General features: G+C 65.4%; 25 protein-coding genes and 1 other RNA gene. 16 read left to right on the top strand and 10 right to left on the bottom strand.

Annotated features, from left to right (window positions below):
• From lpdA to ABNS06_RS05650, 4 genes are all read right to left on the bottom strand, one after another.
• On the bottom strand, positions 1-1334 hold a 1334-nt coding region (gene lpdA / locus ABNS06_RS05665), incomplete at its 3' end, for a dihydrolipoyl dehydrogenase (RefSeq protein WP_348673128.1).
• A complete protein-coding gene (locus ABNS06_RS05660; protein ID WP_348673126.1) occupies positions 1331-2647 on the bottom strand; it encodes a dihydrolipoamide acetyltransferase family protein in 1317 nt (438 codons plus the stop codon). The genes ABNS06_RS05660 and lpdA, both read right to left, overlap by 4 nt.
• The gene (locus tag ABNS06_RS05655) at positions 2647-3663 is read right to left on the bottom strand and encodes an alpha-ketoacid dehydrogenase subunit beta (protein WP_348673125.1); all 1017 of its coding nucleotides are present in this window, start codon (positions 3661-3663) and stop codon (positions 2647-2649) included. The genes ABNS06_RS05660 and ABNS06_RS05655 overlap by 1 nt, the downstream gene beginning before the upstream one ends.
• Entirely contained in the window at positions 3660-4886 is a 1227-nt protein-coding gene (locus ABNS06_RS05650; protein ID WP_348673124.1) for a thiamine pyrophosphate-dependent enzyme, read from the bottom strand. Before ABNS06_RS05650 ends, ABNS06_RS05655 begins: the two co-directional genes overlap by 4 nt.
• A 240-nt stretch (positions 4887-5126) precedes the next feature.
• On the opposite strand from ABNS06_RS05650, the gene ABNS06_RS05645 reads away from it, so the two are divergent.
• The 5 genes from ABNS06_RS05645 (at position 5127) to recR (ending at position 10091) form a co-directional block, all read left to right on the top strand.
• The gene (locus tag ABNS06_RS05645) at positions 5127-7103 is read left to right on the top strand and encodes an alkyl sulfatase dimerization domain-containing protein (protein WP_348673123.1); all 1977 of its coding nucleotides are present in this window, start codon (positions 5127-5129) and stop codon (positions 7101-7103) included.
• Between the two features lie 112 nt (positions 7104-7215).
• Positions 7216-7312: signal recognition particle sRNA small type (gene ffs / locus ABNS06_RS05640), an RNA gene on the top strand.
• Positions 7313-7419: 107 nt separating this feature from the next.
• Positions 7420-9135 carry a DNA polymerase III subunit gamma/tau gene (gene dnaX, locus ABNS06_RS05635; RefSeq protein ID WP_348673122.1) on the top strand — a complete coding sequence of 572 codons (1716 nt, stop codon included), beginning with the start codon at positions 7420-7422 and terminating at the stop codon, positions 9133-9135.
• Between the two features lie 22 nt (positions 9136-9157).
• Positions 9158-9481 carry a YbaB/EbfC family nucleoid-associated protein gene (locus ABNS06_RS05630; RefSeq protein WP_348673129.1) on the top strand — a complete coding sequence of 108 codons (324 nt, stop codon included), beginning with the start codon at positions 9158-9160 and terminating at the stop codon, positions 9479-9481.
• A 13-nt stretch (positions 9482-9494) separates the two neighbouring features.
• On the top strand, positions 9495-10091 hold the full coding sequence (gene recR, locus ABNS06_RS05625) for a recombination mediator RecR (RefSeq protein WP_348673120.1): 597 nt from the start codon (positions 9495-9497) through the stop codon (positions 10089-10091).
• Positions 10092-10109: 18 nt separating this feature from the next.
• Here the strand turns inward: recR and ABNS06_RS05620 are convergent, their stop codons facing one another.
• Positions 10110-10451 carry a 4a-hydroxytetrahydrobiopterin dehydratase gene (locus tag ABNS06_RS05620; RefSeq protein ID WP_348673119.1) on the bottom strand — a complete coding sequence of 114 codons (342 nt, stop codon included), beginning with the start codon at positions 10449-10451 and terminating at the stop codon, positions 10110-10112.
• A gap of 116 nt (positions 10452-10567) precedes the next feature.
• On the opposite strand from ABNS06_RS05620, the gene orn reads away from it, so the two are divergent.
• Positions 10568-11137, top strand: a complete 570-nt coding sequence (gene orn / locus ABNS06_RS05615; protein ID WP_348673117.1) for an oligoribonuclease — start codon at positions 10568-10570, stop codon at positions 11135-11137.
• Positions 11138-11147: 10 nt separating this feature from the next.
• Positions 11148-11483, top strand: a complete 336-nt coding sequence (locus ABNS06_RS05610; RefSeq protein ID WP_348673116.1) for a hypothetical protein — start codon at positions 11148-11150, stop codon at positions 11481-11483.
• Between the two features lie 18 nt (positions 11484-11501).
• On the opposite strand, the gene ABNS06_RS05605 is transcribed toward ABNS06_RS05610, so the two are convergent.
• On the bottom strand, positions 11502-12137 hold the full coding sequence (locus tag ABNS06_RS05605; RefSeq protein WP_348673115.1) for a TetR/AcrR family transcriptional regulator: 636 nt from the start codon (positions 12135-12137) through the stop codon (positions 11502-11504).
• 74 nt (positions 12138-12211) lie between these two features.
• On the opposite strand from ABNS06_RS05605, the gene ABNS06_RS05600 reads away from it, so the two are divergent.
• Entirely contained in the window at positions 12212-13006 is a 795-nt protein-coding gene (locus ABNS06_RS05600) for an NAD-dependent protein deacylase (protein ID WP_348673114.1), read from the top strand.
• Here ABNS06_RS05600 and ABNS06_RS05595 read toward each other — a convergent pair.
• Entirely contained in the window at positions 12990-13535 is a 546-nt protein-coding gene (locus ABNS06_RS05595; protein WP_348673113.1) for a hypothetical protein, read from the bottom strand. The two genes, ABNS06_RS05600 and ABNS06_RS05595, sit on opposite strands and share 17 nt — an antisense overlap.
• A 112-nt stretch (positions 13536-13647) precedes the next feature.
• Here ABNS06_RS05595 and ABNS06_RS05590 point away from each other — a divergent pair, with 112 nt between their 5' ends.
• The 6 genes from ABNS06_RS05590 to ABNS06_RS05565 all read left to right on the top strand — a co-directional run bounded on the left by ABNS06_RS05590 (position 13648) and on the right by ABNS06_RS05565 (position 20614).
• Entirely contained in the window at positions 13648-14268 is a 621-nt protein-coding gene (locus ABNS06_RS05590; protein ID WP_348673111.1) for an outer membrane beta-barrel protein, read from the top strand.
• Positions 14269-14271: 3 nt separating this feature from the next.
• Positions 14272-14733: a biopolymer transporter ExbD gene (locus ABNS06_RS05585; protein ID WP_348673110.1), complete on the top strand. Its 462-nt coding sequence runs from the start codon at positions 14272-14274 to the stop codon at positions 14731-14733.
• 174 nt (positions 14734-14907) lie between these two features.
• Positions 14908-15513 (top strand): translesion DNA synthesis-associated protein ImuA, encoded by a 606-nt coding sequence (imuA, locus tag ABNS06_RS05580; protein ID WP_348673109.1) that lies wholly within the window; start codon positions 14908-14910, stop codon positions 15511-15513.
• Between the two features lie 44 nt (positions 15514-15557).
• Positions 15558-17057 carry a DNA polymerase Y family protein gene (locus ABNS06_RS05575; protein WP_348673108.1) on the top strand — a complete coding sequence of 500 codons (1500 nt, stop codon included), beginning with the start codon at positions 15558-15560 and terminating at the stop codon, positions 17055-17057.
• Complete coding sequence (locus ABNS06_RS05570) at positions 17054-20149, top strand: error-prone DNA polymerase (protein ID WP_348673107.1); 3096 nt, start codon at positions 17054-17056, stop codon at positions 20147-20149. The genes ABNS06_RS05575 and ABNS06_RS05570 overlap by 4 nt, the downstream gene beginning before the upstream one ends.
• 66 nt (positions 20150-20215) lie before the next feature.
• Positions 20216-20614, top strand: coding sequence for a biopolymer transporter ExbD (locus ABNS06_RS05565; protein ID WP_348673106.1), 399 nt, complete (start codon positions 20216-20218; stop codon positions 20612-20614).
• 21 nt (positions 20615-20635) lie between these two features.
• Here the strand turns inward: ABNS06_RS05565 and hisI are convergent, their stop codons facing one another.
• Together hisI and folE are read right to left on the bottom strand one after the other, a co-directional pair.
• Positions 20636-21100, bottom strand: coding sequence for a phosphoribosyl-AMP cyclohydrolase (gene hisI / locus ABNS06_RS05560; protein ID WP_348673105.1), 465 nt, complete (start codon positions 21098-21100; stop codon positions 20636-20638).
• A gap of 7 nt (positions 21101-21107) precedes the next feature.
• Positions 21108-21746: a GTP cyclohydrolase I FolE gene (folE, locus tag ABNS06_RS05555; protein WP_348673104.1), complete on the bottom strand. Its 639-nt coding sequence runs from the start codon at positions 21744-21746 to the stop codon at positions 21108-21110.
• 156 nt (positions 21747-21902) lie between these two features.
• On the opposite strand from folE, the gene cysS reads away from it, so the two are divergent.
• Positions 21903-23267 (top strand): cysteine--tRNA ligase, encoded by a 1365-nt coding sequence (gene cysS / locus ABNS06_RS05550; protein ID WP_348673102.1) that lies wholly within the window; start codon positions 21903-21905, stop codon positions 23265-23267.
• Positions 23268-23284: 17 nt separating this feature from the next.
• Here the strand turns inward: cysS and ABNS06_RS05545 are convergent, their stop codons facing one another.
• A complete protein-coding gene (locus ABNS06_RS05545) occupies positions 23285-24622 on the bottom strand; it encodes a dihydroorotase (RefSeq protein WP_348673101.1) in 1338 nt (445 codons plus the stop codon).
• Between the two features lie 212 nt (positions 24623-24834).
• Here ABNS06_RS05545 and ABNS06_RS05540 point away from each other — a divergent pair.
• Positions 24835-25894, top strand: a 1060-nt coding sequence (locus ABNS06_RS05540) for a threonine--tRNA ligase (RefSeq protein ID WP_348673100.1), incomplete at its 3' end; no start/stop codon positions are given.

Genomic DNA, 25894 nt, shown 5'->3' with positions numbered 1-25894 from the left:
GGATGCACCTGGATGATGCCGGCCAGATCCTCCAGCACGGCGCCCATTTCGATGGCCTGGACGAACGCGCCGGTCAGTTCCGAGACATGAGCACCGACCGCGTGCACGCCGAGAATCAGGTGATTGTCGGCCCGCGCGGTGACGCGGACGAAACCGCCGTCGCCGCCGGCTTCCATGGTCAGGGCCCGGCCGTTGGCGGCGAGCGGGAAGGTTCCGACCTTGATCTCGTGCCCGGCGGCCGTCGCTTCGTCCGGTGACAGTCCGGCACCGGCGATTTCCGGCTCGGTGAAGCACACGGCGGGAATCGCCGCGGGTTCGAACTTGCGGCGCTCACCGGCGATGATCTCCGCGACCATCTCGCCCTGGGCCGAGGCCTTGTGGGCCAGCATCGGTTCGCCGACGACATCGCCGATCGCCCAGACCTTGCGCATCGAGGTCTGACAACTGTCGTTGACCTTGATGAACGGCCCGTTCATGTCGACGACCAGCCGGTCCAACCCCCAGCCCTGCGTGTTCGGTTTGCGGCCGACGGTGACCAGCACCTTGTCGCAGTCCAGTGTCGTCTCGCCGTTCTCGGAATCCAGCTTGAGTTGCCCGCCGGCGTAGCCGACGGCCTTGGTCCTGAAGCGGACATCGACGCCGTGCTGGCGGCACCATTTCGCGACCGGCTTGACCAGATCGGCGTCGTAGGACGGCAGCATCCGGTCGGTGGCCTCGACGATGGTCACCTCGGCGCCCATCTTGCGGAAGGCGATGCCCAGTTCCATGCCGATGTATCCCGCGCCGACGACGGCCAGATGCCTGGGCAATTCCGGTAGTGACAGCGCTTCGGTGGAACTGAGGATGTCGCCGCCGAAGGGTAGTCCGGGCACCTCCACCGGCACCGATCCGGTGGCGATGATCACGTGTTCGGCGGTGATGTGGGTGGTGGTGCCGTCGCCTTCGACGATGCAGCTCTTGCCGTCCTCGAAGCGTGCCCAGCCACCGACAACCTGCACGCGTGCCTTTTTCAGCAGCGCGCCGACGCCGCCAGTGAGCTTGTTGACGATGCCGTTCTTCCAGTGCACCGCGCCGCCGAGTTCGAAGCTCGGCGGTTCGGCCAGGCGGATGCCCAGCTCGCCGTCGCCGACATGTTTGGTCATGTCCGCGAACTTGCTCGCCGCGTGGATCAGCGCCTTGGACGGGATGCAGCCCCGAATCAGGCAGGTGCCGCCGAGCTGGCCGGCCTCGACCAGCACGGTCTTGAGGCCGAGCTGACCGGCGCGGATGGCGGCGACGTAACCGCCGGGCCCGCCACCGACGACGAGTACCTGTGTAGTCAGTGAATCACTCATGCCTCGCCCTCCATGAACAGGGTGGCAGGATGTTCCAGCAGGCCCTTGATGCGCTGGATCAGCGCGGCGGCGTCCCAGCCGTCGACGATGCGGTGATCGAAGCTGGACGACAGGTTCATGATCAGCCGCGGCACGAGCTGGCCGTTCACGTAGGTCGGCCGTTCCATGATCTTGTTGACGCCGATGATGGCGACCTCCGGAGCGTTGATGACGGGCGTGGAGGCGATTCCGCCCATGGCGCCCAGACTGGTGATGGTGATGGTCGAGCCGGACAGTTCCTCGCGACTGGCCTTGCCGCTGCGGGCGGCGTCCGCCAGGCGGCGGATGTCGCCGGCGATGTCCCACAGGCTCTTGGCCTCGGCATGCTGCATCACCGGCACGACCAGACCGCCCGGCGTCTGCGTGGCGACGCCGACATGCAGTGCGTCGTAGCGATGCAGGATGTCGGCATCGTCATCGAAGCGGGCGTTGACCTGCGGGTGATGGGGTACCGAGATGACCAGCGCCCGCGCCAGAAACGGCAGGATGGTCAGCTTGGACTGATCCTCGCGCCTGGTGGCATTGAGGTACTGGCGCAGCGATTCCAGTTCGGTGACGTCGACTTCCTCGACATAGGCGAAATGCGGAATCCGCTGCTTGGTCTGTTGCATCGCGGTGGCGATACGCCGGCGCAGGCCAATGATGCGGATGTCCTCGACGCCGGGCTTGGGCATGCGCTGCGTGCCCGCTGCCGCGCCGCCGGCATCGGCCTGGATGAAGGCATGCAGATCCTGCTGGGTAATGCGGCCGGCCGGACCGCTGCCCGGCACGAAGGCGAGCTGGATGCCGAGGGACTGCGCACGACGCCGTACCGCCGGCGAGGCCAGCGGCTTTTCGCCGGCCTTGCGAGGCAGGGCGCCGGACTGGCGGATGCTCGCCGCGCTGGCCGGTGCCGCCGGAGCAGGCGCGGGTTTCGCGACGGATTTCGGCTCCGGTTCTGGTGCGGGTGCAGGCGCGGTGGCCTCGGGTTTCGGTTCCGGCCTGGGCGCAGGAGCTGGCTCCGATGCCTCGGCCTCGTCGGTGTTGCCGTCGCCTTCGATCTCGATACGGATCAGCGGCCCGCCGACGGCAATCATCGAGCCGGCCTCGCCGCACAGTTCCTTGACCGTGCCGGCGACCGGCGATTCGATCTCCACCGCCGCCTTGTCGGTGAGCATGTCGACAATGCCCTGATCCTCGTCGACGGTGTCGCCAACGGCGATCTTCCATTCGGCGATTTCCGCCTCGGCGATGCCTTCCCCGATGTCCGGGAGCTTGAACGTGTAGATACCCATTACGCGTCCTCCATCACGCGAGTGAGTGCTTCACCGACTCGCTTGGGACCCGGGAAGTACTCCCACTCGAAGGCATGCGGGTAGGGCGTGTCCCAGCCGGTGACGCGGATGGGAGGGGCCTCCAGGTGATAGAAGCAATGCTCCTGAATCTCGGCGATCAGCTCGGCGCCGAAGCCGCTGGTGCGGGTCGCCTCGTGGACGATGACGCAGCGGCCGGTTTTCTGGACCGAGGCGACGATGCAGTCCAGGTCCAGCGGCAGCATGGTGCGCAGGTCGATGATCTCGCCGTCGACGCCGGTTTCCTTCACCGCCGTCTCGCAGACATGGACCATGGTGCCGTAGCAGATCACCGTCACGTCCGAGCCGGGGCGGACGATGTTCGCCTTGCCCAGCGGGATGGAGTAGTAGTCGTCCGGCACCTCGCCCATGGGGTGCTGCGTCCAGGGTTGCAGCGCGCGGTCGTGGTAGCCGTCGAACGGGCCGTTGTAGATGCGCTTGGGCTCGAAGAACAGCACGGGGTCGTCATCTTCGATGCATGAGATCAGCAGGCCCTTGGCGTCGTAGGGATTGGACGGCATCACCGTCTTCAGGCCCGAGACATGGGTGAAGATGCCTTCCGGGCTCTGGCTGTGGGTCTGGCCGCCGTAGATGCCGCCGCCACAGGGTGAGCGCACGGTGATCGGCGCCCAGAACTCGCCGGCCGAGCGGTAGCGCAGGCGCGCCGCCTCCGAGACGAGTTGGTCGAAGGCCGGGTAGATGTAATCGGCAAACTGGATCTCGGCGACCGGCCGCAGGCCGTTGGCGCCCATGCCGATCGCCATGCCGAGAATGCCGCCTTCGGCGATTGGAGTGTCGAAGCAGCGCTTGACGCCGTACTTCTCCTGCAGGCCGGCGGTGCAGCGAAACACGCCGCCGAAATAGCCGACATCCTCGCCGAAGATCAGCACGTTGGGATCGCGTTCCAGCATGTTGTCCAGGGCCGAGTTGATCGCCTGGATCATGTTCATGCGGCTCATACGCCGGCCTCCTGGCGCTGGCGGCGCAGGTGGGGCGGCAGTTCCTTGAACACGTCGTCGAACATGGTGGACGGGCTGCACGGGCGCACGCCCAGCGTGCCGTGGCTGGCGGCTTCCTTGAGGTCGCGCTTGACCTCATCCTCCAGTTCCTGGTGCAGCGCCTCGTGCTGTTCCTCGGACCATTCGCCGAGCTTGATCAGGTGCTGCTTGAGGCGGTCAATCGGATCGCCCAGTGGCCATACGGTGAACTCGTCCTTTGGGCGGTAACCGGAGGGGTCATCGCTCGTGGAATGGGCCGCGGCGCGGTAGGTGTAAAGCTCGATCAGCGTCGGGCCGTTGTTGGAGCGGGCGCGATCGGCGGCCCACTTGGTGACCGCGTACACGGCCAGGAAATCATTGCCGTCGACGCGAATGCCCGGCAGGCCGTAACCCAGCGCACGGGCGGCGAAGGTCGACTGCTCGCCACCGGCGATGCCGGAGAAGCTGGAGATCGCATATTGGTTGTTGGTGACGTTGAGCACTACCGGCGCCTGGTACACGGCGGCGAAGGTCAGCGCGTGGTGGAAGTCGCCTTCGGCGGTCGTGCCTTCGCCCACCCAGGCGGCGGCGATCTTCGAATCGTTCTTGTACGCCGAGGCCATGGCCCAGCCCACCGCCTGCGGGAACTGCGTGCCGAGGTTGCCGGAGATGGAGAAGAAGTTGGCGCCCTTGACCGAGTACAGCACCGGCAACTGCTTGCCCTGGAGCCGGTCCTTGGGGTTGTTGAAGATTTGGCACATTAGATCGACCAGCGGCCAGTCACGTGCCACCAGCATCGACTGCTGGCGGTAACTGGGGAACAGCATGTCGTCCGGGCGCAGCGCCATCGCCTGGGCGACCCCGCAGGCCTCCTCGCCGGTGCACTTCATGTAGAACGAGGTCTTGCCCTGACGCTGCTGCCGCAGCATGCGATCGTCGAAGGCACGGGTGCGCATCATGTAGGTCAGACCCTTGCGCAGCGTGTCGGCATCCAGCTTCGGGTCCCAGTCGCCGACCGCGCCGTGGTCGTCGTCCAGCACGCGGACCATGCCCAGCGCGTAGTCCCACATCTTGTCGTCGGGTTCGTCCAGCGGCGGCTTGGGCAGCGTGCCGGCGGGCGGCACCTTGATCATGCTCGCATCGGGGTCCATGCCCGGACGCGTCGTCGGTTCCGGCAGGTGAAGCCGGAGCGTCTCGTCAGCCATTGATTGTCTCCTCGTTCCGCCGGCATGCCCGCGGAGCGGTTTTAAGGTTCATGCGTCTCTTGCGGAGCGCACGCTATACGGACGGCAGTGTACTGCCTCGTTGGCGGCCGTAGCATCTACCGCAACGGGATAGCCCCTGATCGAGCGGGGGCGGGCGGTTGTCGATTCCCCGTCGGCGGACGTAGTACCTTTCCTGGCGATCGGGCCCGGGAGACGGGTCCAAAATGACAAGGGGGAGACATGCAGAATCAGATCGGCCGCGCGTTCGCGGCCATCGTCCTGGCAGGTGGATTGGCGGCCTGCGGTCACGAGGAACTGCCCGCTGCCGAAGGCGCGGATGCGGATGGGTTTTCGCCGGCGACGGTGACCACACAGGCGGCGAACGCCGCGGTGCCGATGCCGGACGATTATCTCGACGGCGAGGATGCGGCGCGGCGTGGTCTGATCGCCGAAACCGATCTCGTCGTCACGCGCGAGGACGGCCGACGGGTCTGGGACATTCCGTCCTACGACTTCATCGAAGGCGAGGCACCGCCCACGGTGCATCCGGGTCTGTGGCGTCAGGCCAGCCTGCACAGCGTCGCCGCGCTGTTCGAGGTGGTGCCGGGCATTTACCAGCTACGCGGCTTCGATCTGGCGAACATGACGCTGGTCCGCGGCAAGGCCGGCTGGATCGTCATCGATCCGTTGACGAACAAGCAGACCGCCGAGGCCGCGTGGGCGTTCGCGATGGATCATCTCGAAACGCTTCCGATCACCGCGGTGATCTTCACCCACAGCCATGTCGATCATTTCGGCGGCGTCCACGGCATTGCCGATGCGCTGGCTGATGATGCGCAGATCGTCGCGCCGGTCGGCTTCACCGCCGAGGCAACCAGCGAGAACGTGCTGGCCGGCCCGGCAATGCAGCGACGAGCCGGTTACATGTACGGGCGCAATCTGCCGCGCTCACCGCGAGGCCATGTGGATACGGGGCTGGGCAAGACACCAGCGTTCGATGGGCAGATCGGCATTCTGGAGCCAACGCTGATCGTCGATCACACCGGCCAGACGGAGATGCTGGACGGGGTCGAGTTCGTGTTCCAGAACGCCGCGGGTTCCGAGGCGCCGGCCGAGCTGACGGCCTATCTGCCGGCGACCAAGGCGTTCCTGGGCGCGGAGATCGCCTCGCGCACGCTGCACAATCTGTACACGCTGCGCGGCGCCAAGGTTCGGGACGCGCTGCGCTGGAGCGACTACATCGAGCAGGCACGGACATTGTTCGAGGATGCCGAGGTGTTCGTCGGCCAGCACCACTGGCCGGTGTGGGGACGCGAACGGGTTCAGCGATTCCTGACCGAGCAGCGCGACACCTACAAGTACATTCACGATCAGACGCTGCGAATGGCCAATAACGGCATGACGCCGAGCGAGATCGCCGAGGCCATCGAACTGCCGACGTCGTTGCGTCGCGGTTATCACAACCGCGATTACTACGGCACGCTGCGGCACAACAGCCGCGCGGTCTACCAGTTCTATTTCGGCTGGTTCGACGGCAATCCGGCGCATCTCAATCCGCTGCCGCCGGAGCAGGCGGGCAAGCGCTATGTCGAGCTGGCCGGTGGTCCCGCCGCGCTGGTAGAGCATGCGCAAACCGCTTTCGACGCCGGCGACTATCGCTGGGCGGCCGAACTGCTGGACCATCTGGTGTTCAGTGGGCAGGCCGACACGGATGCCAGGGCGCTGCTGGCCAGCACCTACGATCAGCTTGGCTACCAGGCCGAATCCGGCCCATGGCGCGACTTCTACCTGTCTGGTGCCTACGAACTGCGTCACGGCATGCCGGAGCGGGTGATGAACATGGCCGATACCGCGGGATTGCTGCGCCACATCGCGGTGCCGGTGATCCTCGATTCGATGGCCGCGCGCCTGAACGGGCCCAAGGCCGAGGACACCGAGCTAAGTCTGATCCTGAGCCTGCCGGAGCTCGACGAATCCCATTACCTGTGGATCGAGAACGCGGTGCTGCATCACCGGGCATCGACGTCGGATGACGAGGCGGACGTGTCACTGACGGTCTCGCAGGACCTGTTCGTCGACATCCTGACCCAGCAGGTCTCGCTTGGCGACCTGATTGGCGGGGATGGTCTTCAGGTCGACGGCAGCCGGCTGAAACTGATCAAGTTCTTCTCGCTGCTGGACAAGCCGGACGGCGTGTTCGCGATCGTCGAACCGTAAACATCGAGCTCATTCAGGGTGCCGAAGGCGGCAGCAAATCTGTTAGTCTTCGCGCCCGCTCCCCGGTTGGGGAGTGCGCCGGCCCGCTCGGGCCGGACCCGATGGTGGGCCGCATCGGTTCCCCCGCGGCGAATTGTCGTAAACCCCGCCAGGCCCGGAAGGGAGCAACGGTAGCGATGGATTCGGGCGCCGGGGTGTCGCTGGTGCGGTCCGCCGCCTTTTTCGGGCGAATCCTCGAGTCGGTTCCATCCGGTCCGCCGCGTCCCGCGGCTGAATCTGCGACAATCCGGATCATCCAGTCGGCACGATTTTCCGCATGACCTATCAGGCACTGGCGCGCAAGTGGCGCCCACGCACATTCGATGAGGTTGCAGGTCAGCAGCACGTCGTCCAGGCGCTGAGCAACGCGCTCGCCCAGCAGCGCATTCACCACGCGATGCTGTTCTCCGGCACGCGCGGCGTCGGCAAGACCACGCTCGGACGCATCATCGCCAAATGCCTGAACTGCGAGACCGGGATCACCGCGACGCCCTGCGGGACCTGTAGTGCCTGCGAGCAGATCGACCAGGGGCGGTTCGTCGACCTGATCGAGATCGATGCGGCCTCGCGCACCAAGGTCGATGACACCCGTGAACTGCTCGACAACGTGCAGTACGCGCCGACTCGTGGCCGCTACAAGGTGTACCTGATCGACGAGGTGCACATGCTGTCCAAGCATTCCTTCAATGCGTTGCTGAAGACGCTGGAGGAACCGCCGCCCCATGTGCGCTTTCTGCTCGCGACCACCGATCCGCAGAAACTGCCGATCACGATTCTCTCGCGCTGTCTGCAGTTCAACCTCAAGCGCCTGCCGCCGACGCTGATCCGCGAACGCTTGGCCAGCATCCTCGAGCAGGAGGGCGTCGAGGCGGAAACCGACGCCTTGCAGGCCCTGGCCATCGCCGCCGACGGCAGCATGCGTGATTCGCTAAGCCTCACCGATCAGGCCATCGCATTCGCCGGCGGCAAGCTGACGTTGCAATCGGTCGAGGACATGCTCGGCGCGGTCGGTTCGCAGGACGTGCTCGCGGTGATCGACGTGGTGAACCAGGCCGATCCCGACGCGATGGCCGCGCTGCTGCGCAAGCTGGACGAACAGGCGCCGGACTTTGACGGTCTGCTGGCGCAAATGGCCTCGGCCCTGCAGCAGATCGCGGTGGCGCAGTTGGTGCCGGCGTATTCCAACGAGGCGTCGGTCTTCGACCGCGACAAGCTCCAGACACTGGCCGATGCCGTGTCGCCGGAAGATGTGCAGCTGTTCTATCAGATCATCATGCAAGGTCGCAGGGACCTGCCCGTGGCACCGGACCCGCGCGCCGGTTTCGAGATGACGCTGCTGAAGATGATGGCGTTCCGCCCGGCCGGAGAGGGTTCCGGAGGGCAGGCGCAGGCCAGGTCTCGCGAGGGCCGCAAGGAAACCGCGGAACCCGAGCCCGCCGTCGTCGCCGAACCGGCGGTGGCTCGGCCGGCGCCCGTCGCGGAGCCGGCCAGGCGCGCCGTGCAGCCCGTCGCACCGCCATCACCGGTAGAGGAAGCGCCGGAGGCGGCACCGCGGCCCCCGATCGGGCGGCTGGATTCCCCCGAACAGTGGCCCGAGTTCATCCGTGGGCTGGAGGTGGACGGCATCGCCGCGCAGCTCGCGCGTCGGTCCGAATGCATCAGCGTGACGCCCGAACGGATCACGCTGCGCCTGCCCGAGGCCATGGCCCGGTTCAACCGGCCGCTGACGCTGGAACGGCTGCGTGATGTGCTGCGCGAGGCGCTGGCGGCTCCCGAGCTGGATTTGCGCGTGGAGACCGGCGACACCACCGGGCCGACACTGGCGAGCATCGAATCCGAGGAGGCCGCGGCCCGCCAGGCGGACGCCGAAGCGGCGCTGGCCAATGACGACAACATCCACGAGTTCGAGCGTCGTTTTGGCGCCAGCATTCGCGAGGGCAGCATCCGTCCGCTGGATGCGCCTGTGACACAATCCGACCCCACGATTCACTGACAACACAAAGACCATGTCCCAGATGAAAGGAGCACTCGGCAATCTCATGCGACAGGCGCAGGAGATGCAGTCGAAAATGCAGCAGAAGCAGCAGGAACTGGCCGAGCGGGAAACCGAAGGGCAGTCCGGCGCCGGCATGGTCAAGGTCGTGATGAACGGCCGTCACGAGGTCAAGCGCGTCACCATTGACCCGTCGGTGCTTGAGGAAGACAAGGAATTTCTCGAGGACCTGGTGGCCGCCGCGGTGAACGATGCCGTGGCCCGGGTCGAGGAAGAGAACAAGTCGGCGATGTCCGAGCTCACCTCCGGGCTGAACCTGCCGCCCGGCATGAATCTGCCGTTCTGATCGATCGCGCTCTGTGATCTATCCCGCCCGTCTGCAGGCGTTGATCGACGCATTGCGGGCCTTGCCCGGTGTCGGCCCGAAATCAGCGCAGCGCATGGCGTTTCAGTTGCTGGAGCATGATCGTCCGGCCGCCCGGATGCTGGCCGAGACGCTGGGCGCCGCGCTGGACGGACTGCGACGTTGCAACGACTGCCGGATGTTCAGCGAGGCCGATCTGTGTCCGATCTGCGCGTCGGCGCGGCGTGACCGTTCCAGCATGTGCGTCGTGGAATCACCGGCCGACCTGGTCGCGGTGGAGCAGGGCGCCGACTACAACGGCCTGTATTTCGTGTTGCATGGCCGGCTGTCGCCACTGGACGGCATCGGACCGGACGAGATCGGCCTGCCGCGTCTGGCCGAACGCCTGGCCGAACCGGAACTCAAGGAAGTGATTATCGCCACGGGCTCCACCGTGGAAGGTGAGGCCACGTCGCATTATGTCGGTGAGCTGGCACGTGCGGCCGGTGTCGCGGTCAGCCGTATCGCCCAGGGTGTGCCGATGGGGGGCGAGCTGGAATACGTCGACGCCGGGACGCTGTCCCACGCCTTCCGGGGGCGTCAGACGATCTGACCTGCCGGGCGCCGGCGGTCAGCCGTCGACCAGCGCGTCCACCTTGGCGGCGCAGATGAAGTCGTTTTCCGTCAGACCATCGGCGGCATGCGTGGCCCACAGGATCGAGGCGGTGTTGTAGCCGAAGCTGATGTCCGGGTGATGGTTCTCGCTGATCGCGATCCAGGCCACGGCGTTCACGAAGCCGGTGGTCTTGGCGTAGCCCTTGAAGCGGAACTCGGCGCGTATCGCCTGACCATCGTTGACGACTTCCCACCGCTCGCTGACCTGGGCCAGGTGCGCCTTCACGGCGTCGGCATCCATGGCCGGGGTATCACCTTCGCAAGGCACGCAGCGTCTCTGGGCGAGTTCCGAAGTCATTGGTCAGCTCCACGTCAGCGGGAAAGGTGGGCGACCGTACAGAACTCCCTGGCGCTGCGTCCAGTCTCACGCGCGGGCCGGCGCACCACGCAAAACATCCGGGTTAGACTCGAGCCATGAGCATTCATCCCGACAACCTGATCTGGATCGACCTGGAAATGACGGGGCTGGATCCGGATGCCCACGTGATCATCGAGATCGCGACCATCGTGACGGACGCTCAGCTCAACATTCTGGAAGAGGGCCCCTCGCTCGCGATCGCCCAGCCCGAACAGGAGCTGGAGAAGATGGACGAGTGGTGCACGCGGCAGCACAACGCCTCCGGCCTGGTCGACCGCATTCGCAACGACAGCGTTTCCATCGAGGTCGCCGAGGCCGCGACGCTGGACTTTCTGGCGCGCTGGGTGCCGGCGGGCGCGTCACCGATGTGCGGCAACAGTATCTGCCAGGACCGGCGATTCCTCGTGCGCGGGATGCCGGACCTCGCCGGGTATTTCCACTACCGCAACCTGGATGTCAGCACGCTGAAGGAGCTGGCCCGTCGCTGGGCTCCGGAGGTGGCTGGAGGTTTCGTCAAGGAGTCCGAGCATCTGGCGCTGGCCGACATCCGGGATTCGATCAACGAACTGCGCTATTACCGCAACACCCTGTTCGCGCTGGATTATCGCGAGACGATTTCGGGATAGGAGGCGAGCGATGAACTGGACTGCCATTGTTGTCACCGGTCTGGTCAGCGCCATCATCACGCTGATCGTGATGTGGCTGGTCTACGAGCTCGCACTCAAGCCCCGTCTGCAACGGCAGGCCGACCGGATGGCCGACGAGCTGGAAGCGCGTGTGCGTGCGGGTGTGCTGTCCGCGGGCGAGGAGTTGCTGCCGAAATTTCGCGAGCAGGTCGCCGCCGGTTTCAAGGATGCCCTGGCGGCGGCGGCGCGGGGCGAACATGTCGAGGAGTCGGTGCGCGCAATGGCGCGCAGCGGGGCCGAATTGCTGGAAGATGGTCTGGGGGCGCTGTTCGGCAAACGGCGGTGACGCGAGACCGGGCCGGCTTCAGATTTTCCTGAACAGTTCCACCAGCACCGGCTGCTTGGTGTAGGCGCGCATCATCGTGCGGGCGAGTACGCCGAGGGTCTGATACACCTCGCTGGTGGTGTGCGCGCGCATCGGCAGCACGATGGCTTCCATCACCGAGATCATTGCCCGGGCCATGTCGACCAGATCATCGGCGAGATCCAGCACCTGCTGTTCGACGGCCTTGCGCAGCATCTCTTCGAGGATGCCCGCGGTGCGCTCTTCGAAGGCGCGATGGACGGCGTCGATTTCTTTCAGATTCGAACGACTGCTGCGCAGCCAGTAGCCCGCCACGCCGTGATGCAGGGCCTCGTCCTGGACCAGGCTGGCGATGCCGTGAAAGAAGAGCATCATCTGCTGGATCGGGTCGGATTCGGCCTGGACGGGGTGGAAGATGTGCTGGTCGAAATAACCATGCAGACGTTGCAGGCAATCGATGTACAGCGCGTCCTTGCCCTGGAAGTGCCAGTACATCGCCCCCTTGGAGAGATTGGCCGCCTTGGCGATGTCGCCGATGGAGACGCCGTCATATCCGTAGACGCCGAACAGCTGAAAGGCCTCAGTGCGGATTGTGTCCAACGTGGCGGCCTGATCGGCAGCCGATTTGCGTGCCATGTTGCGAAAATTTCCGTTTGTCTGGACGGCGGGGCGGGAAAGGGCCGCCGATTCAATATTTCGGGAAATGTAACATGGTGACCATGGAGCCATTTCCCGACGACATCCGAGCGGCCATCGAGGCCGCGGCGGAGATGCTGCGCGGTGCCCGCAGGGTGCTGGCGATCACCGGTGCCGGGATTTCGGCGGAGTCAGGGCTGCCGACCTATCGCGGTGTTGGCGGGCTGTACGAGGACAGTGAAGGGGAGGACGGGATTCCGATCGAGGTCGCACTGTCCGGCGAATGGTTCCGGACCGATCCGGCGAGGACATGGAAACATCTGCGCCAGATCGAGGCGGCCTGCCGGGGGGCGACTCCGAACGCCGGGCATGCGGTGCTGGCGCGCTGGCAGCGCCGTTTCGACATCACCGTGCTGACCCAGAATATCGATGGTTTTCATCGGGCGGCGGGTTCGGATGACGTGATCGAGATGCACGGCAACTTTCACCATCTGTATTGCACAAGCTGCCCGTGGCGGCTCGATGTCGAATCCTACGCGGACATTGATCGGAATCTTCCGTGCTGTCCGGATTGCGGTGACGTGATCCGTCCGAACGTGGTGCTCTTCGGTGAAATGCTGCCGACGACCGCGCTGGACCGCTATGACCGGGTCATGGCATCAACGCCGGACGTGGTGCTGAGCATCGGCACGACCAGCGTGTTTCCGTACATCGCGGCACCGGTGCACTGGTGTCGCCAGTGGGGTGGGCGAAGTATCGAGATCAATCCGGGGCGTACGGACGTGTCCGCTGCGGTGGATGTCCGCATCCCCGCACCGGCCGCGATGGCGCTTCAGGCCATCGACAAACGCCTCAACTCGACGTGCTGACCGGTTCGTTGACGGTCTGGCCCGGCTTCACGCCCTTGCCGTCGTTTGGCAGGACCACCGTGGGGCCGATATTCCGCTTCACTTCGCGGGCGTCGAACACGTAGGCGTCGTCCTTTTCCGGGCGCGACTTGAGCATCTTGAACTGGGCGCCGGCCTCGAAGCGGGTGCTGCCCTTGACCGTGCTGATGCGCGTTCCGAAGATCAGCGGGTAACTGTAGATGCCATGGCCGCCGGAGACGACGACGGTTTCGTCGTCCTCGATCTCGTCGACTTGCTCGTCGAGCATGCGGAAGTAGGTGAAACCGTTTGCCAGCGTCAGCTCGGCGGCCCGGAACAGCAGGTAGTTCTGGACCGTATCCCGTTCCGTGACATCGTTGCCGGCGAATCGCACCCGATAGCGGTCGGCTTCCAGGCGCTGCTCGGAGTATCCGTAACGTGTGTCGCCCTTTGCCTTGTAGGGCGTCGGTTGCAGTGCACAGGCACCCAGTGCAAGCGTTACGATAGCGACAGCGGCAATTTGTTTGATCATGTTCGACTTCATTGCGTCGGTTCTTGGCCTTGGACCGAATAGATGAATTCTAGTTCGACCAGAAACCTCTGGGGGTATGTTTATGTTGATTCGATCATTGCTCGATGTGCAGATGCACTCAATCGCCCGTGTGACGCTGATCACGTTGCTGGGATTCACCGTCAGCATCGCACAGGCTCAGGATGCTGATGACAGCATCGGACGTGACGACACGCCGTTCTACAGCGGTACCGCGTTCATCTCGGTGGACCCCGATCTCGACAACCTGGATTCCGCATTCGGTCTGGCGCAGACCATCGGCATCCGGATTCCGGGCATCTCCTGGATCGGCTTCGAGCTGGATCTGGGGTTCACGCTGTTCGGGGGCGAAAACGATGGTGGCCGGACAATCCCCGCGGGTGGGGATGACTGCCCCGCGCTGCAAAACCCGTTTGGCTGCGAACAGCCCGGATCCACGGCCTCCAATGATGACTTTCAGGCCATCACCTACGGTCTGTACACCGCATTCCGCACGCCGGGACGGTTATATGCCGGAACGCGGCTGGGCTTTGGCGGCATGAACACCAATATCGAGGAGCTGGAAGAGGACAGCGACGGTTTCGTCTATACGCTGCAGGCCGGGTACCGCTGGAGCAAGGCGACGCACAACATGGTTCAGCTCGAATACCTCGAATTCCAGAACGATGCGAAGTACATTTCAATCTCCGCGTTCTACGCCTTCGATGCATTCTGATCCGTGACCGCCTTCGAGCTCCCGACATCCGGACAGGGTCTGCCGCCCTTCGAGGGGCGGCAGCGGGAGCGTGTGCGGATCAGCCTTACGCCGCTGATCGATGTGGTGTTCATCCTGCTCGTGTTCTTCATGCTGGCGTCCAGCTATGTCGAATGGGGCGCGATCAACCTGATGTCCGGCAGCGATCTGGCGTCGGACACCGGCAATCGGCCCACGCTGACCCTGTCGCTGGGGCCGGATGGCGTGCTGCGGGATTCGGCCGGCGTGCCGCTGCATGAGGGCGAGCGTCTGCTGGATGCCGTCATGGCTCGGCTGGACGGTCAGCGCGGGCCGGTCGTCGTCGCGCCGGGTGAGTCCGTGTCGTTGCAGACCGTCGTGTCCGCGCTGGACACGCTGACCCTGGCCGGCGTTACGCCGTTGTCGATGGCGCGTGAGGAATCGCTCGAGGAGAGCGCCACGCCCTGACCGGCGGCCTACCGGCCGCTGTTCCACCATCACTGCTTCCTTTGTTGGCCAGCGTTTGTCTGGTCACCGAAGACAGGGTTTGTGTCCGGCCATATACTGTTTAAATAAACAGTAACCGTGTAGCGCAAGTAGATCAGTGCTTCCCTGGCGATGTCGGATTCAGCGACCAACTCCTTGAACGCTCTGCTTCAGGCCGAGCCACGCCTCTGGCGTGCCCGGGATGCGCGTGCCCGCCAGACCGCGGTGCGCCCCACGGGGCATGCCCGGCTTGATACGGCCTTGCCCGGCGGCGGCTGGCCCGAGGCCGGCATGATCGAGGTGGTCGTGGAAGCCCGGCAGCCACCTCCACTGCATCCGTTCCTGCCGGCGATGGCCGATTGCACGCGGGCGGGTCAGCGTATCGTGCTGGTCGATGCGCCAGCCGATCTCGTGCCCTTCACGCCGGCCTGGCAGCAGGCGGGCATCAATCCGGACGGCTTGCTGCTGGTGCGCTCCGATGACCGGGCCAATGCGTGGTGGGTGATCGAGACCGCGCTGCGTAGCGAGGCCTGCGGCCTAGTCCTGGCCTGGCCCTGCACCCATGGCAGGCAGGTGGATGTCGCCGCCATGCGTCGCTGGCAGGTCGCGGCGGCCGCCGGGCGATGTCTGGGCGTGCTGTTCACGCCGGCGCGACGACGAGCTCACGCACCCAATGTCCATCTGCGTCTGCATGTCCAGGGCGATCGCCTCCGGGTGCTCAAGGCGCGCGGCAGTCATCAGTGCCCGGTGGTCAGCCTGTGAACACGGCTACCCAGATTGACTGGCTGGATCATGAATGCGGGGCCGTGCCCGGGAAGCAGGGGCCGGAGCCGCCGGTTGCGCGCTCGGCGGCGCGCGCCGAGGCGCTGTGGCTTTGTCTGTACCTGACCGATCTGCCGCTGGAGGTCCAGGCCGGTTACGAACCGGACGAGCCGATGGTGGTGACCGAAGTCACGGGCCAGCGGATCGAGGTGATCGCGGTATCCGCCGTCGCACGGCATGCCGGTATCGAGCCGGGCATGTCTCAGGCCGCGGCGCAGGCGCTGTGTCCCGAGGTGCGCCTGGAGGTGCGCGACCAGGCCGCGGAATCCCGGCGTCTGGACCGGCTGGCCGGGTGGGCCAGTCGCTGGACGTCCTGGGTGTCGGTGGCACCGCCGAACAGTCTGCTGCTGGAGGTGGGCGGCAGCCGTCATCTGTTCGGTGGGCTGGACGAGATACAGCGTGCGGTCATGGCCGGTCTGGGTGGGCATGGTCACCACGTCCGTACAGCCATCGCCCGTTCGGCCCGGGCGGCGTCCTGGCTGGCACCCTGGCAGTCCGGAATCGTCGCGTCGGATGACGACAGGACCCGACAGGGCGTGGCCGCGTTGCCGATCGAGGCACTGGGATTGCCGCCGACGCGACAGGCGCGGTTGCGCCGGGCGGGTCTGAACACGCTGGGAGCGCTGATGCGTCTGCCTCGCGATGGCCTGGCCCGGCGTTACGGTCAGGCGATCGTCCGGCAACTGGACGAGGCCCTGGGGCAGCGTCCGGAGGCGGTGCCACGCTTTGCCGCGCCACGGCGTTTCACCGCCGAGGTGGACATGCCGATGCCGGAATCGGCCACGCCGCGTCTGCTGGCCGCGGCCGGGCATCTGACCGACCAGCTGGTCCGCTATCTGCGGGCGCATGATGCGGCCGTCGACCGCCTGCGTCTGCGCCTGTTTCACGAGGAGCGGCCGGCCAGCACGCTGACGGTGGGACTGGCGATGGCGGGGCGGGACGATCGGCGCTTCGTCCGTCTGCTGGGGGAACACCTGGATCGGTTCGAACTGCCCGCGCCGGTCGTGGGGCTGCGGCTGGAGGCGCCGCATGTGCTGCCGCTGTCCGCCGGTACACAGGACTGGCTGGATCCCGCCGGCGCGGATGACTGGCTGGCCACGGTGGAACGCTGGCAGGCCCGGCTGGGTGCTCAGGCCGTGCTGGCGCTGGGCAGTCGGGCCGATCATCGACCGGAACAGGCCTGGCAACTGGGTCAGCCGGGCCAGGTCGATTGTTGCGACCGGCCGCCGGCCGCGCCGCGCCCCGTCTGGCTGCTGCGCGAACCGCAGGCGCTGATCGTCCGCGAGCAGCGGCCGACCTACAACGGACCGCTGGACACCGAAACCGGGCCCGAGCGGATCGAGCAGGGCTGGTGGGACACGGCCGGATCGGGCGGTGACATCAGCCGTGATTATTACGTCATGCGCGATCGCTTCGGCACCCGCCTGTGGGTGTTCCAGGATCGCCAGCGGCTGGGCTGGTGGCTACACGGGTATTTCGCATGAGCGCGGCGGAAGTCGGTTATGCCGAGTTGCATTGCCTGAGCAATTTCAGCTTTCTGCGCGGGGCCTCCCAGCCCGCTGAACTGGTGGATCGTGCCGCGGATCAGGGCTATGCCGCGCTGGCGCTGACCGATGAATGCTCGGTGGCCGGTGTGGTCCGGGCGCACGAGCAGGCCAAGGTGCGCGGCCTGCATCTGATCATTGGCGCCGAGTTCACGCTGGAGGAGGGGCCGAAGATCGTCCTGCTGGCGACGGATCGCGCGGCCTACGGGCGCCTGTGCCGCCTGATTACGCTGGCGCGCGGCCGGCGTTCCAAGGGGGACTATGCCCTGCATCTGAATGACCTGATCGATCAGCCGCTGGAGGGCTGTCTGCTGCTGTGGATCGACGGGGACGATGCCGCGCTGGCGGCGGTCACGACCGTGTTCACCGATCGTCTTTGGCTGGTCGCCGAACTGTTCGCCAGCGCTGATCGCCAGCGTCGGCAGGCCGCGTTGCAGGCGCGCGCCGAGGCATTCGGATTGCCTGTCGTCGCCTGCGGGGACGTGCACATGCATGCCCGCGGTCGCCGGGCATTGCAGGACACGCTGACCGCGATTCGCCTCGGCAAACCGATCTCCGAACTGGGGTATGCGCTGTTCCCGAACGGGGAACGGCATCTGCGCTCGTTGGCTGCGCTGCGCGCGATTTATCCGGCGGTGTGGCTGGAGGCGTCGGTGCGGATCGCCCGACGCTGCCGTTTTGTACTCACGGAGCTGCGCTACGAGTATCCGCACGAGCTGATTCCGGACGGATACACGCCCTCGTCGTGGTTGCGCGAGCTGACGGAACGGGGCGCGCGTCGCCACTACTCCGGAGGCGTGCCGTCGAATGTCCGTCGCAATATCGAACATGAACTGGGGCTGATCGCTGAACTCGAGTACGAGTTCTTTTTTCTCACCGTCGAGGACATCGTGCGCTGGGCGCGCGGGCAGGACATCCTGTGCCAGGGCCGAGGCTCGGCCGCCAATTCCACGGTTTGTTACTGCCTGGGGATCACCGCGGTCAATCCGGCCGAGCAGAGTCTGCTGTTCGAGCGCTTCGTCTCACGCGATCGCAACGAACCGCCGGACATCGATGTCGATTTCGAACATCAGCGGCGTGAGGAGGTGATCCAGTACATCTATCGCAAATACGGGCGCGACCGGGCGGCGCTGGCGGCGACGGTCATCGCCTACCGGCCCAAGTCGGCGATCCGCGATGTTGGCAAGGCGCTGGGCATGTCGCTGGATCAGGTCGATGCGTTGTCGAAGTCGCTGGCCTGGTGGGACAACGCCGAGACCTTCGACGAGCGGATTCTCGAGATCGGCCTGGACCCGCGCTCGCCGGTGATCCGGCGCTTGTTCGTGCTGGTGGGGCAACTGGTGGGGTTTCCCCGCCACCTGTCTCAGCATGTCGGCGGATTCGTCATCAGCCAGGGGCCGGTGCATGCGCTGTGTCCGATCGAGCCGGCGACCATGGACAACCGCAGCGTGATCCAGTGGGACAAGGACGACCTGGAAAGCCTGGGCATGCTCAAGGTCGACGTGCTGGCGCTGGGCATGCTGACCGCGATCCGCAAATGCTTTGACCTGATCCGGCGCTGGGACGGGTGCGAACTGACACTGGCGGCGATTCCCCGCGACGACCCGGAGACTTACGAGGCGATCCAGCAGGCGGACACCATCGGCGTGTTCCAGATCGAATCCCGGGCACAGATGAGCATGCTGCCCCGGCTCCGGCCGGAGAATCTCTACGACCTGACGATTCAGGTCGCGATCGTGCGACCCGGCCCGATCCAGGGCGACATGGTGCATCCCTATCTGAACCGGCGATCCGGCAAGGAGCCGGTGACCTATCCGAGCGATGCCGTGAAGGGCGTGCTGAAACGCACCTTGGGCGTGCCGATCTTTCAGGAGCAGGTGATGCAGCTTGCGATGGTCGCCGCCGGATTCACGGCCGAGGAGGCCGATCAGCTGCGCCGGGCGATGGCCGCCTGGAAGCGCAAGGGCGGGCTGGAGCCGTTCGAGGTCAAGCTCAAGGCCGGCATGGCGGAGCGTGGTTACGAGCCCGAGTACGCCGAGAGAATCTTCAGCCAGATCAAGGGCTTCGGAGACTATGGTTTTCCCGAGTCTCATGCCGCGAGCTTCGCGCTGCTGGCCTACGCCTCCGCCTGGCTCAAGTGTCACTATCCGGCCGCCTTCACTGCCGCGTTGCTCAACAGTCTGCCCATGGGGTTTTACGCGCCGGCGCAATTGATCGCCGACGCCCGCCGCCATGGCGTCGAGGTGAGGCCGGTGGACGTGCTGCATTCGGAGGTGGAATCGAGCCTGGAGCGCCGGGCCGACGGGGAGGCGGTAATCCGTCTGGGATTCGACCGGATCAAGGGGATGGATCTGGAGGTTGCCGAGCGTATCGCCGACTGGAGAAAAGCCTTGCCCGAAGGTAGGCGGGGAACAGCGTCATTGAAGCGGCGATTGATTCGTGACACCGGTATTTCCCGTGAACAGATGGAGGTGCTTGCGGCAGCCGGCGCCCTGCGAGGCCTGTCCGGTCATCGCCACCAGGCGTTCTGGGATGCGGCGGGTGTCGAGACGGCCATGCCCGTGCTGGGTCGGCCGCAGTTTTCGGAAGGCGTTCCCCTGCTGACGACGCCGACGGAAGGGCAGGATATCGTCGCCGACTATTCCAGCCTGCGCCTGACGCTGGGACGCCATCCGCTGGCGCTGCTGCGACCGCGGCTGGATGCCTGTGGTGTCACGTCCTCCGATCGCCTGCGTCCGATGAAGACCGGCACGCCGGTTCTTGTCGGAGGCCTGGTCATCGGTCGACAGCGCCCCGGTTCGGCCTCCGGCGTGATCTTCATGACTCTGGAAGACGAGGCCGGCCTGGTCAATCTGGTGATCTGGCCCAAGGTGCTGGAGCGCTTCCGCCGGATGGTGCTGCATGCGCAGCTGCCGCTGATTCGCGGCCATGTGCAGAACGAGGACGACGTGTTGCACGTGATCGCACGCGAGTTCACCGATCGTTCGGAGTGGCTGGGGCGGCTGTCGGTCGCCTCCCGTGATTTTCACTGACTGGCCCGGCCGGACCCGTCACCGTTATGATGCCGACAGACGTCTGACGGGCGAGGGCCGCCAACCATGATGGAGTGGGAGCACACGCGCCGGCTGGCGCTGACCGACGATCATCTGCTGCCGCTGATCAACGTCGTGTTCCTGCTGCTGATCTTCTTCATGCTCGTCGGCGCCATCGCCGTACCCGAGCGTCTGGACGTGCTGCCGCCGTCATCTGTCTCGGCATTCCAGCCCAACGACGTCGGGCTGGAACTGGTCATCGATCAGAAAGGTGATGTGCTGGTCGACGATGAAATCGTGACCATGGAACGCCTCGTCAGCCGCCTGTCCGGCGAGAACGCGCCGGATCGCGTGCGCCTGAAGGCGGATGCCAACCTCAGCGCGACCGGCGTGCTCGACGTGCTCGACATCCTGCGGGATGCCGGTGTCGCGCATGTGCAGCTGGTGACAGTCGCCAAGCGCTGATCGATCAGTCCCGCCCGGGTTTCAGAGAATCGTCGGGTTCGGCGCGTCGCCGTAGACTTCCTTGGGGTCGAAGCTCTTTTCCGACTCTTCGAAGTGCAGCGCGCTGCTGTTCTCACCGATCGGGATGGACCGGTAGAAGCAGGAGCGGTAGCCGACATGGCAGGACGCCTCGCCGGGGATGTCGACACGCAGCCACACGGCATCCTGATCGTCGTCGATGCGGATTTCGGTGACTTTCTGCACCAGCCCGCTGGTCGCGCCCTTGTGCCACAGCACCTGACGCGAACGGCTCCAGTAGTGGGCCTCGCCGGTCTCGATGGTCTTGCGCAGCGCTTCGGCGTTCATGTAGCCGAGCATCAGCACCTCGCCGGAGGCGTGGGCCGTGGTCACGCAGGGAATCAGTCCGTCGGCGTCGAACTTGGGCGCCAGTTCCTGGCCTTCCTCAACCTGTTCGATGGTCTTGCGTTCTGCGAATTCGATGCTCATCGCGGGCTTACATGTCGTTCGGGGTGGGGCGGATCATCTGCATGAAGCGGTCGTGCAGACGCATGTCTTCCTTGAAGCGGCCCGTGAAGCGGGACGTGATGGTGAACACGCCCGGCTTGCGAATGCCGCGGGTGGTCATGCACTGGTGCGCCGCATCGACCAGCACGGCGACGCCGGCCGGCTTGAGCACTTCCTCCAGTACATTGGCAATCTGCGCGGTCATCGTCTCCTGCGTCTGCAGGCGGCGGGCGTAGATCTCGATCACGCGCGCCAGCTTGCTGATGCCGACCACGCGGTTCACCGGCAGGTAGGCGATGTGCACGCGGCCGATGATCGGCACCATGTGATGTTCGCAATGCGATTCCAGGCGGATGTCGCGCAGCATGACCATGTCGTCATAGCCGTCGACTTCCTCGAAGGTGCGCGACAGGATTTCGCGCGGGTCTTCCTTGTAGCCGGCGTAGAATTCCTCGTAGGCGCGAACGACGCGCCCGGGCGTGTCGAGCAGGCCTTCGCGGGTCGGATCGTCACCGGTCCAGGCGATCAGGGTACGAACGGCCGCTTCGGCTTCTTCGCGTGTCGGACGCGCAACGGCGTCGTTCTTCGTCTCGACTGCCGCGTTGGCAGGAGTGGCACTGGCATCCATCAAAAGATTCTCCGCAAGGCGGGAAGGGCGACATCGGCCCCCGCAATGTGCGTAACCAAGTAGCGGGTTACGAACCAATAATTATGTCATATCGAACGAATTCAAGCCTCGAGTCGGTACAATCCGGACCCGCAAACCACGCAACGTCATAAGGTCATGCAGATCTACAACTCGCTGACACGGCGGAAAGAGCCGTTCGAACCGCTGAATCCCGAGAATGTCACGATCTACGTCTGCGGTCCGACGGTGTACAGCTACGCCCACATCGGCAACGCGCGTCCCGCCGTCGTGTTCGACGTGCTCGTGCGTCTGATGCGGGTGCTCTACAAGCGCGTGACCTACGTTCGCAACATCACCGACATCGACGACAAGATCAATGCGGCCGCGGCCGCGGCCGGCGTGGATATCGGCGAGATCACATCCAGGTTCGAAAAGGCCTATCTGGAGGATCTCGACGGGCTGGGTGTGTTGCCCGCCGATCGCATGCCACGGGTGACCGAGCACGTGGACGACATCATCGCGGCCATTCGTGATCTGATCCGCAGCGGCCATGCCTATGAAGCCGAGGGGCATGTGCTGTTCGACGTGAACAGCTACGAGGACTACGGGCGGCTGTCCGGCCGCGACCGTCGCGAGATGATCGCCGGTGCCCGCGTCGAGGTGGCGCCCTACAAGCGTGATCCGGCCGACTTCGTGCTGTGGAAGCCGTCCTCCGCCGATCAGCCCGGCTGGTCCAGTCCCTGGGGGCGCGGTCGACCCGGCTGGCATATCGAGTGCTCGGCGATGGCGTCATTCCACCTGGGCGAGACCATCGACATCCACGCCGGCGGCATGGACCTGCAATTCCCGCATCACGAAAACGAGATCGCCCAGTCCGTCTGCTGGCATGGCGGCAAGGAATACGCCCGCTACTGGATGCACAACGGCCTGCTGAATCTCGACGGCCAGAAGATGGCCAAGTCGGTGGGGAACATCGTCACCATCCGCGACGTGCTGGAACAGGTGCCGGGCGAGGTCGCACGCTACGTGCTGTTGTCCGCGCACTACCGCCAGCCGCTGGACTGGACCGACGATGTTCTGGCGCAGGCTCGCGCCACGCTGGATCGCGTCTACCGCGCGCTGGAGGTCCTGGCCGACATCGAACCGACCGATTTCGAGCCCACCGTCGAGTTCATGGACGCGCTGGAAGACGACCTGAACACGCCGCGTGCGCTGGCCGAGGTCGCGGAGCTGGTCCGGGCGGCGAACAAGGCGGAAACCGACAGGGAGAAGGGCGCGATCAAGGGGCACCTGCTCGCCTGCGGTCAGCTGCTGGGCCTGTTCCAGGCCGACCCTGCCACGTGGTTCGGTGGTGGTGAGGATGGCGAGGCCGCCGAGATCGACGCGCTGGTGGCGCAGCGGCAGGAAGCTCGTGCCCGCAAGGACTACGGCGAGGCCGACCGTATCCGCGATCAGCTCACCGAACGCGGCATCGTGCTGGAGGACAGCGCCGACGGCGTCCGTTGGCGGCGGACCGGCTGAGACCGGCCTCGGAGAGACTAGACGGGGCCGTACCGCAGACGCTGACCGCCGTCAGGGCGGATGACGGTCTTGCCATCGAAGGCCAGCGCGCCGTTGACCCAGGTCGAGTCGATTCTGCCGCGGAAGGTCGTGCCCTCGTAGGGTGACCAGCCGCAGTGGTAGAGGACGGATTCGGGCGTGACCGTGGTGGTTGCGTCCAGGTTCGCCAGCGTCAGATCCGCGTAGTAGCCCTCGCGCAGATAGCCGCGTTCCTGCACGCCGTAGCAAAGCGCCGGGGCGTGGCAGGCCTTGTGGACCATGGTCGTCAGCGGCAGCCAGCCGTCGTTCACGTGGTCGAGCAGCGAGACCAGCGAGGTCTGCACCAGCGGCAGGCCAGCCGGCGCCTTGACGTACGGCTGGGCCTTTTCCTCCCGGGTGTGCGGTGCGTGGTCGGTGGCGATCACGTCGAGCCGGTCTTCCAGCAGGGCCTGGCGCAGCGCGGCCCGGTCGGTGGCGGATTTGATCGCCGGGTTGCACTTGATCAGGTTGCCGAGCTGCGCGTAGTCCGCCTCGGAGAACCACAGGTGGTGCACGCAGGCCTCGGCGGTCACGCGCTTGGACTCGATCGGGCCGCGGTCGAACAGCTCCATTTCCCTTGCGGTCGTCAGGTGCAGCACGTGCAGCCGGGCGTCGTATTCCCGCGCCAGGCCGACGGCCATGGATGACGACAGCCAGCAGGCTTCTGCGGAGCGGATCGTCGGATGCATCTGCGCGGTGAGCGTGTCGCCGTAGCGCTCGATCGCCTCCGCCTCGTTGCGGAGGATGGTCGGCGTGTCCTCGCAGTGGGTCGCGATCAGACCCGGGGCGTCACGGAAAATCGCCTTCAGCGCATCCTGGTTGTCGACCAGCATGTTGCCGGTTGATGCGCCCATGAACACCTTGACGCCGCAGGCTTCGTCGATCTTCAGCGCGCGGATCTCGTCGATGTTGTCGTTGGTCGCGCCGAGGTAGAAGCCGTAGTTGGCGGCGACGCGACCGGCCGCGCGGGCGTACTTGTCCGCCACCGCCTGACGCGTCGTCGTGGTCGGGTTGGTGTTCGGCATGTCCATGAAACTGGTCGTGCCGCCGGCCACCGCGGCCACCGATTCCGAAGCCATGTTGGCCTTGTGCGGCGCGCCCGGTTCGCGGAAGTGGACCTGATCGTCGATCATGCCCGGCATCAGAACGCGGCCCTGCGCGTCGATCACGGTCATTGACGCATCCGCCGTGATCGACGCCGCAATCTTGCTGATTCGGTCACCGTCGATGAGCAGATCGCCTTCCTCGGTCCGGCCTTCATTCACTAGCAGGGCGTTGGTGATCAGCGTCTTGGTCATGATGGTCGGGTTTTCCGGTCGGAGACGGCCCGCTATCATACGCGTCGTCATTCCTGCGACCGACTTTCGTGCTTCTTATCGTCCTGCGAACGATCGTCCTGACCCGGACGCGAACTTGGTGCCCAGTTGCCTAACAGCGGCTGGTTCTGCCTTCGTTTGAAAAATTCCTGATCGGTCCCGATCAACCTCCAATCGTTCCCGAGGACTTCTCCATGTCTATTTCCATTCGATTGCCCGACGGCTCAGAGCGCCCGTTTGACGCGCCGCCGACGGGTGCCGATGTTGCCCTGTCCATTGGCGCCGGCCTGGCCAAAGCGGCGCTGGCCGTCAAGGTCAACGGCGAGATGCGCGATCTCACACGCGTCATCGAGCAGGATGCCGATGTCGAAATCATCACCGTCCGATCACCCGAGGCGCTGGAACTGCTGCGCCACGACGCCGCCCATGTGATGGCGGAGGCGGTCCAGGAGCTCTACCCGGACACCCAGGTGACCATTGGTCCGGCGATCGAGAACGGTTTCTACTACGACTTCGCCCGCGATGAGCCCTTCAAGCCCGAGGACCTGGAAAAGATCGAGGCGAAGATGCGGGAGATCGTCCAGCGCGACGAGGCGATTACCCGCGAGGTCTGGGATCGCGACGAGGCCATCGCCTGGTTCCGCGAGCAGGGCGAGGAATACAAGGCCGAGATCATCGCCGATTTGCCCGGGACCGAGACGATCACGGTTTATCGCCAGGGCGGATTCGTCGACCTGTGCCGCGGGCCGCATCTGCCGTCCACGGGCAAGCTGGGCAAGGCCTTCAAGCTGATGAAGCTGGCTGGCGCGTACTGGCGTGGCAATTCCGACAACGCGATGCTCCAGCGTATCTACGGCACGGCCTGGGGCAGCGAGAAGGAACTCAAGGCCTACCTGACGCAGCTCGAGGAAGCGGAGAAGCGTGACCATCGCCGTCTCGGCAAGCAACTCGACCTGTTCCATATCCAGGACGAGGCTGTCGGCCAGGTGTTCTGGCACCCCAAGGGCTACACGCTGTTCCGTCAGCTGGAGGCCTACGTGCGCGAGAAGATCGACGCTCGCGACTACGTGGAGGTGAAGACGCCGCTGCTGATGGACCGCAAGCTGTGGGAGGCGTCCGGCCACTGGGACAAGTACCGCGAAAACATGTTCATCGCCGAGGTGGACGAGGGCGGTAACGAAACGCGGATGCTGGCGGTCAAGCCGATGAACTGTCCCGGGCACGTGCAGCTTTACGCCAACACCCTGCACAGCT

Origin of the sequence: uncultured Abyssibacter sp. (assembly GCF_964000955.1) — a bacterium.
Lineage (GTDB): Bacteria > Pseudomonadota > Gammaproteobacteria > Nevskiales > OUC007 > Abyssibacter.
The sequence above is the reverse complement of the archived record's forward strand: the minus strand, read 5'-3'. Positions and strand labels throughout refer to the sequence as shown.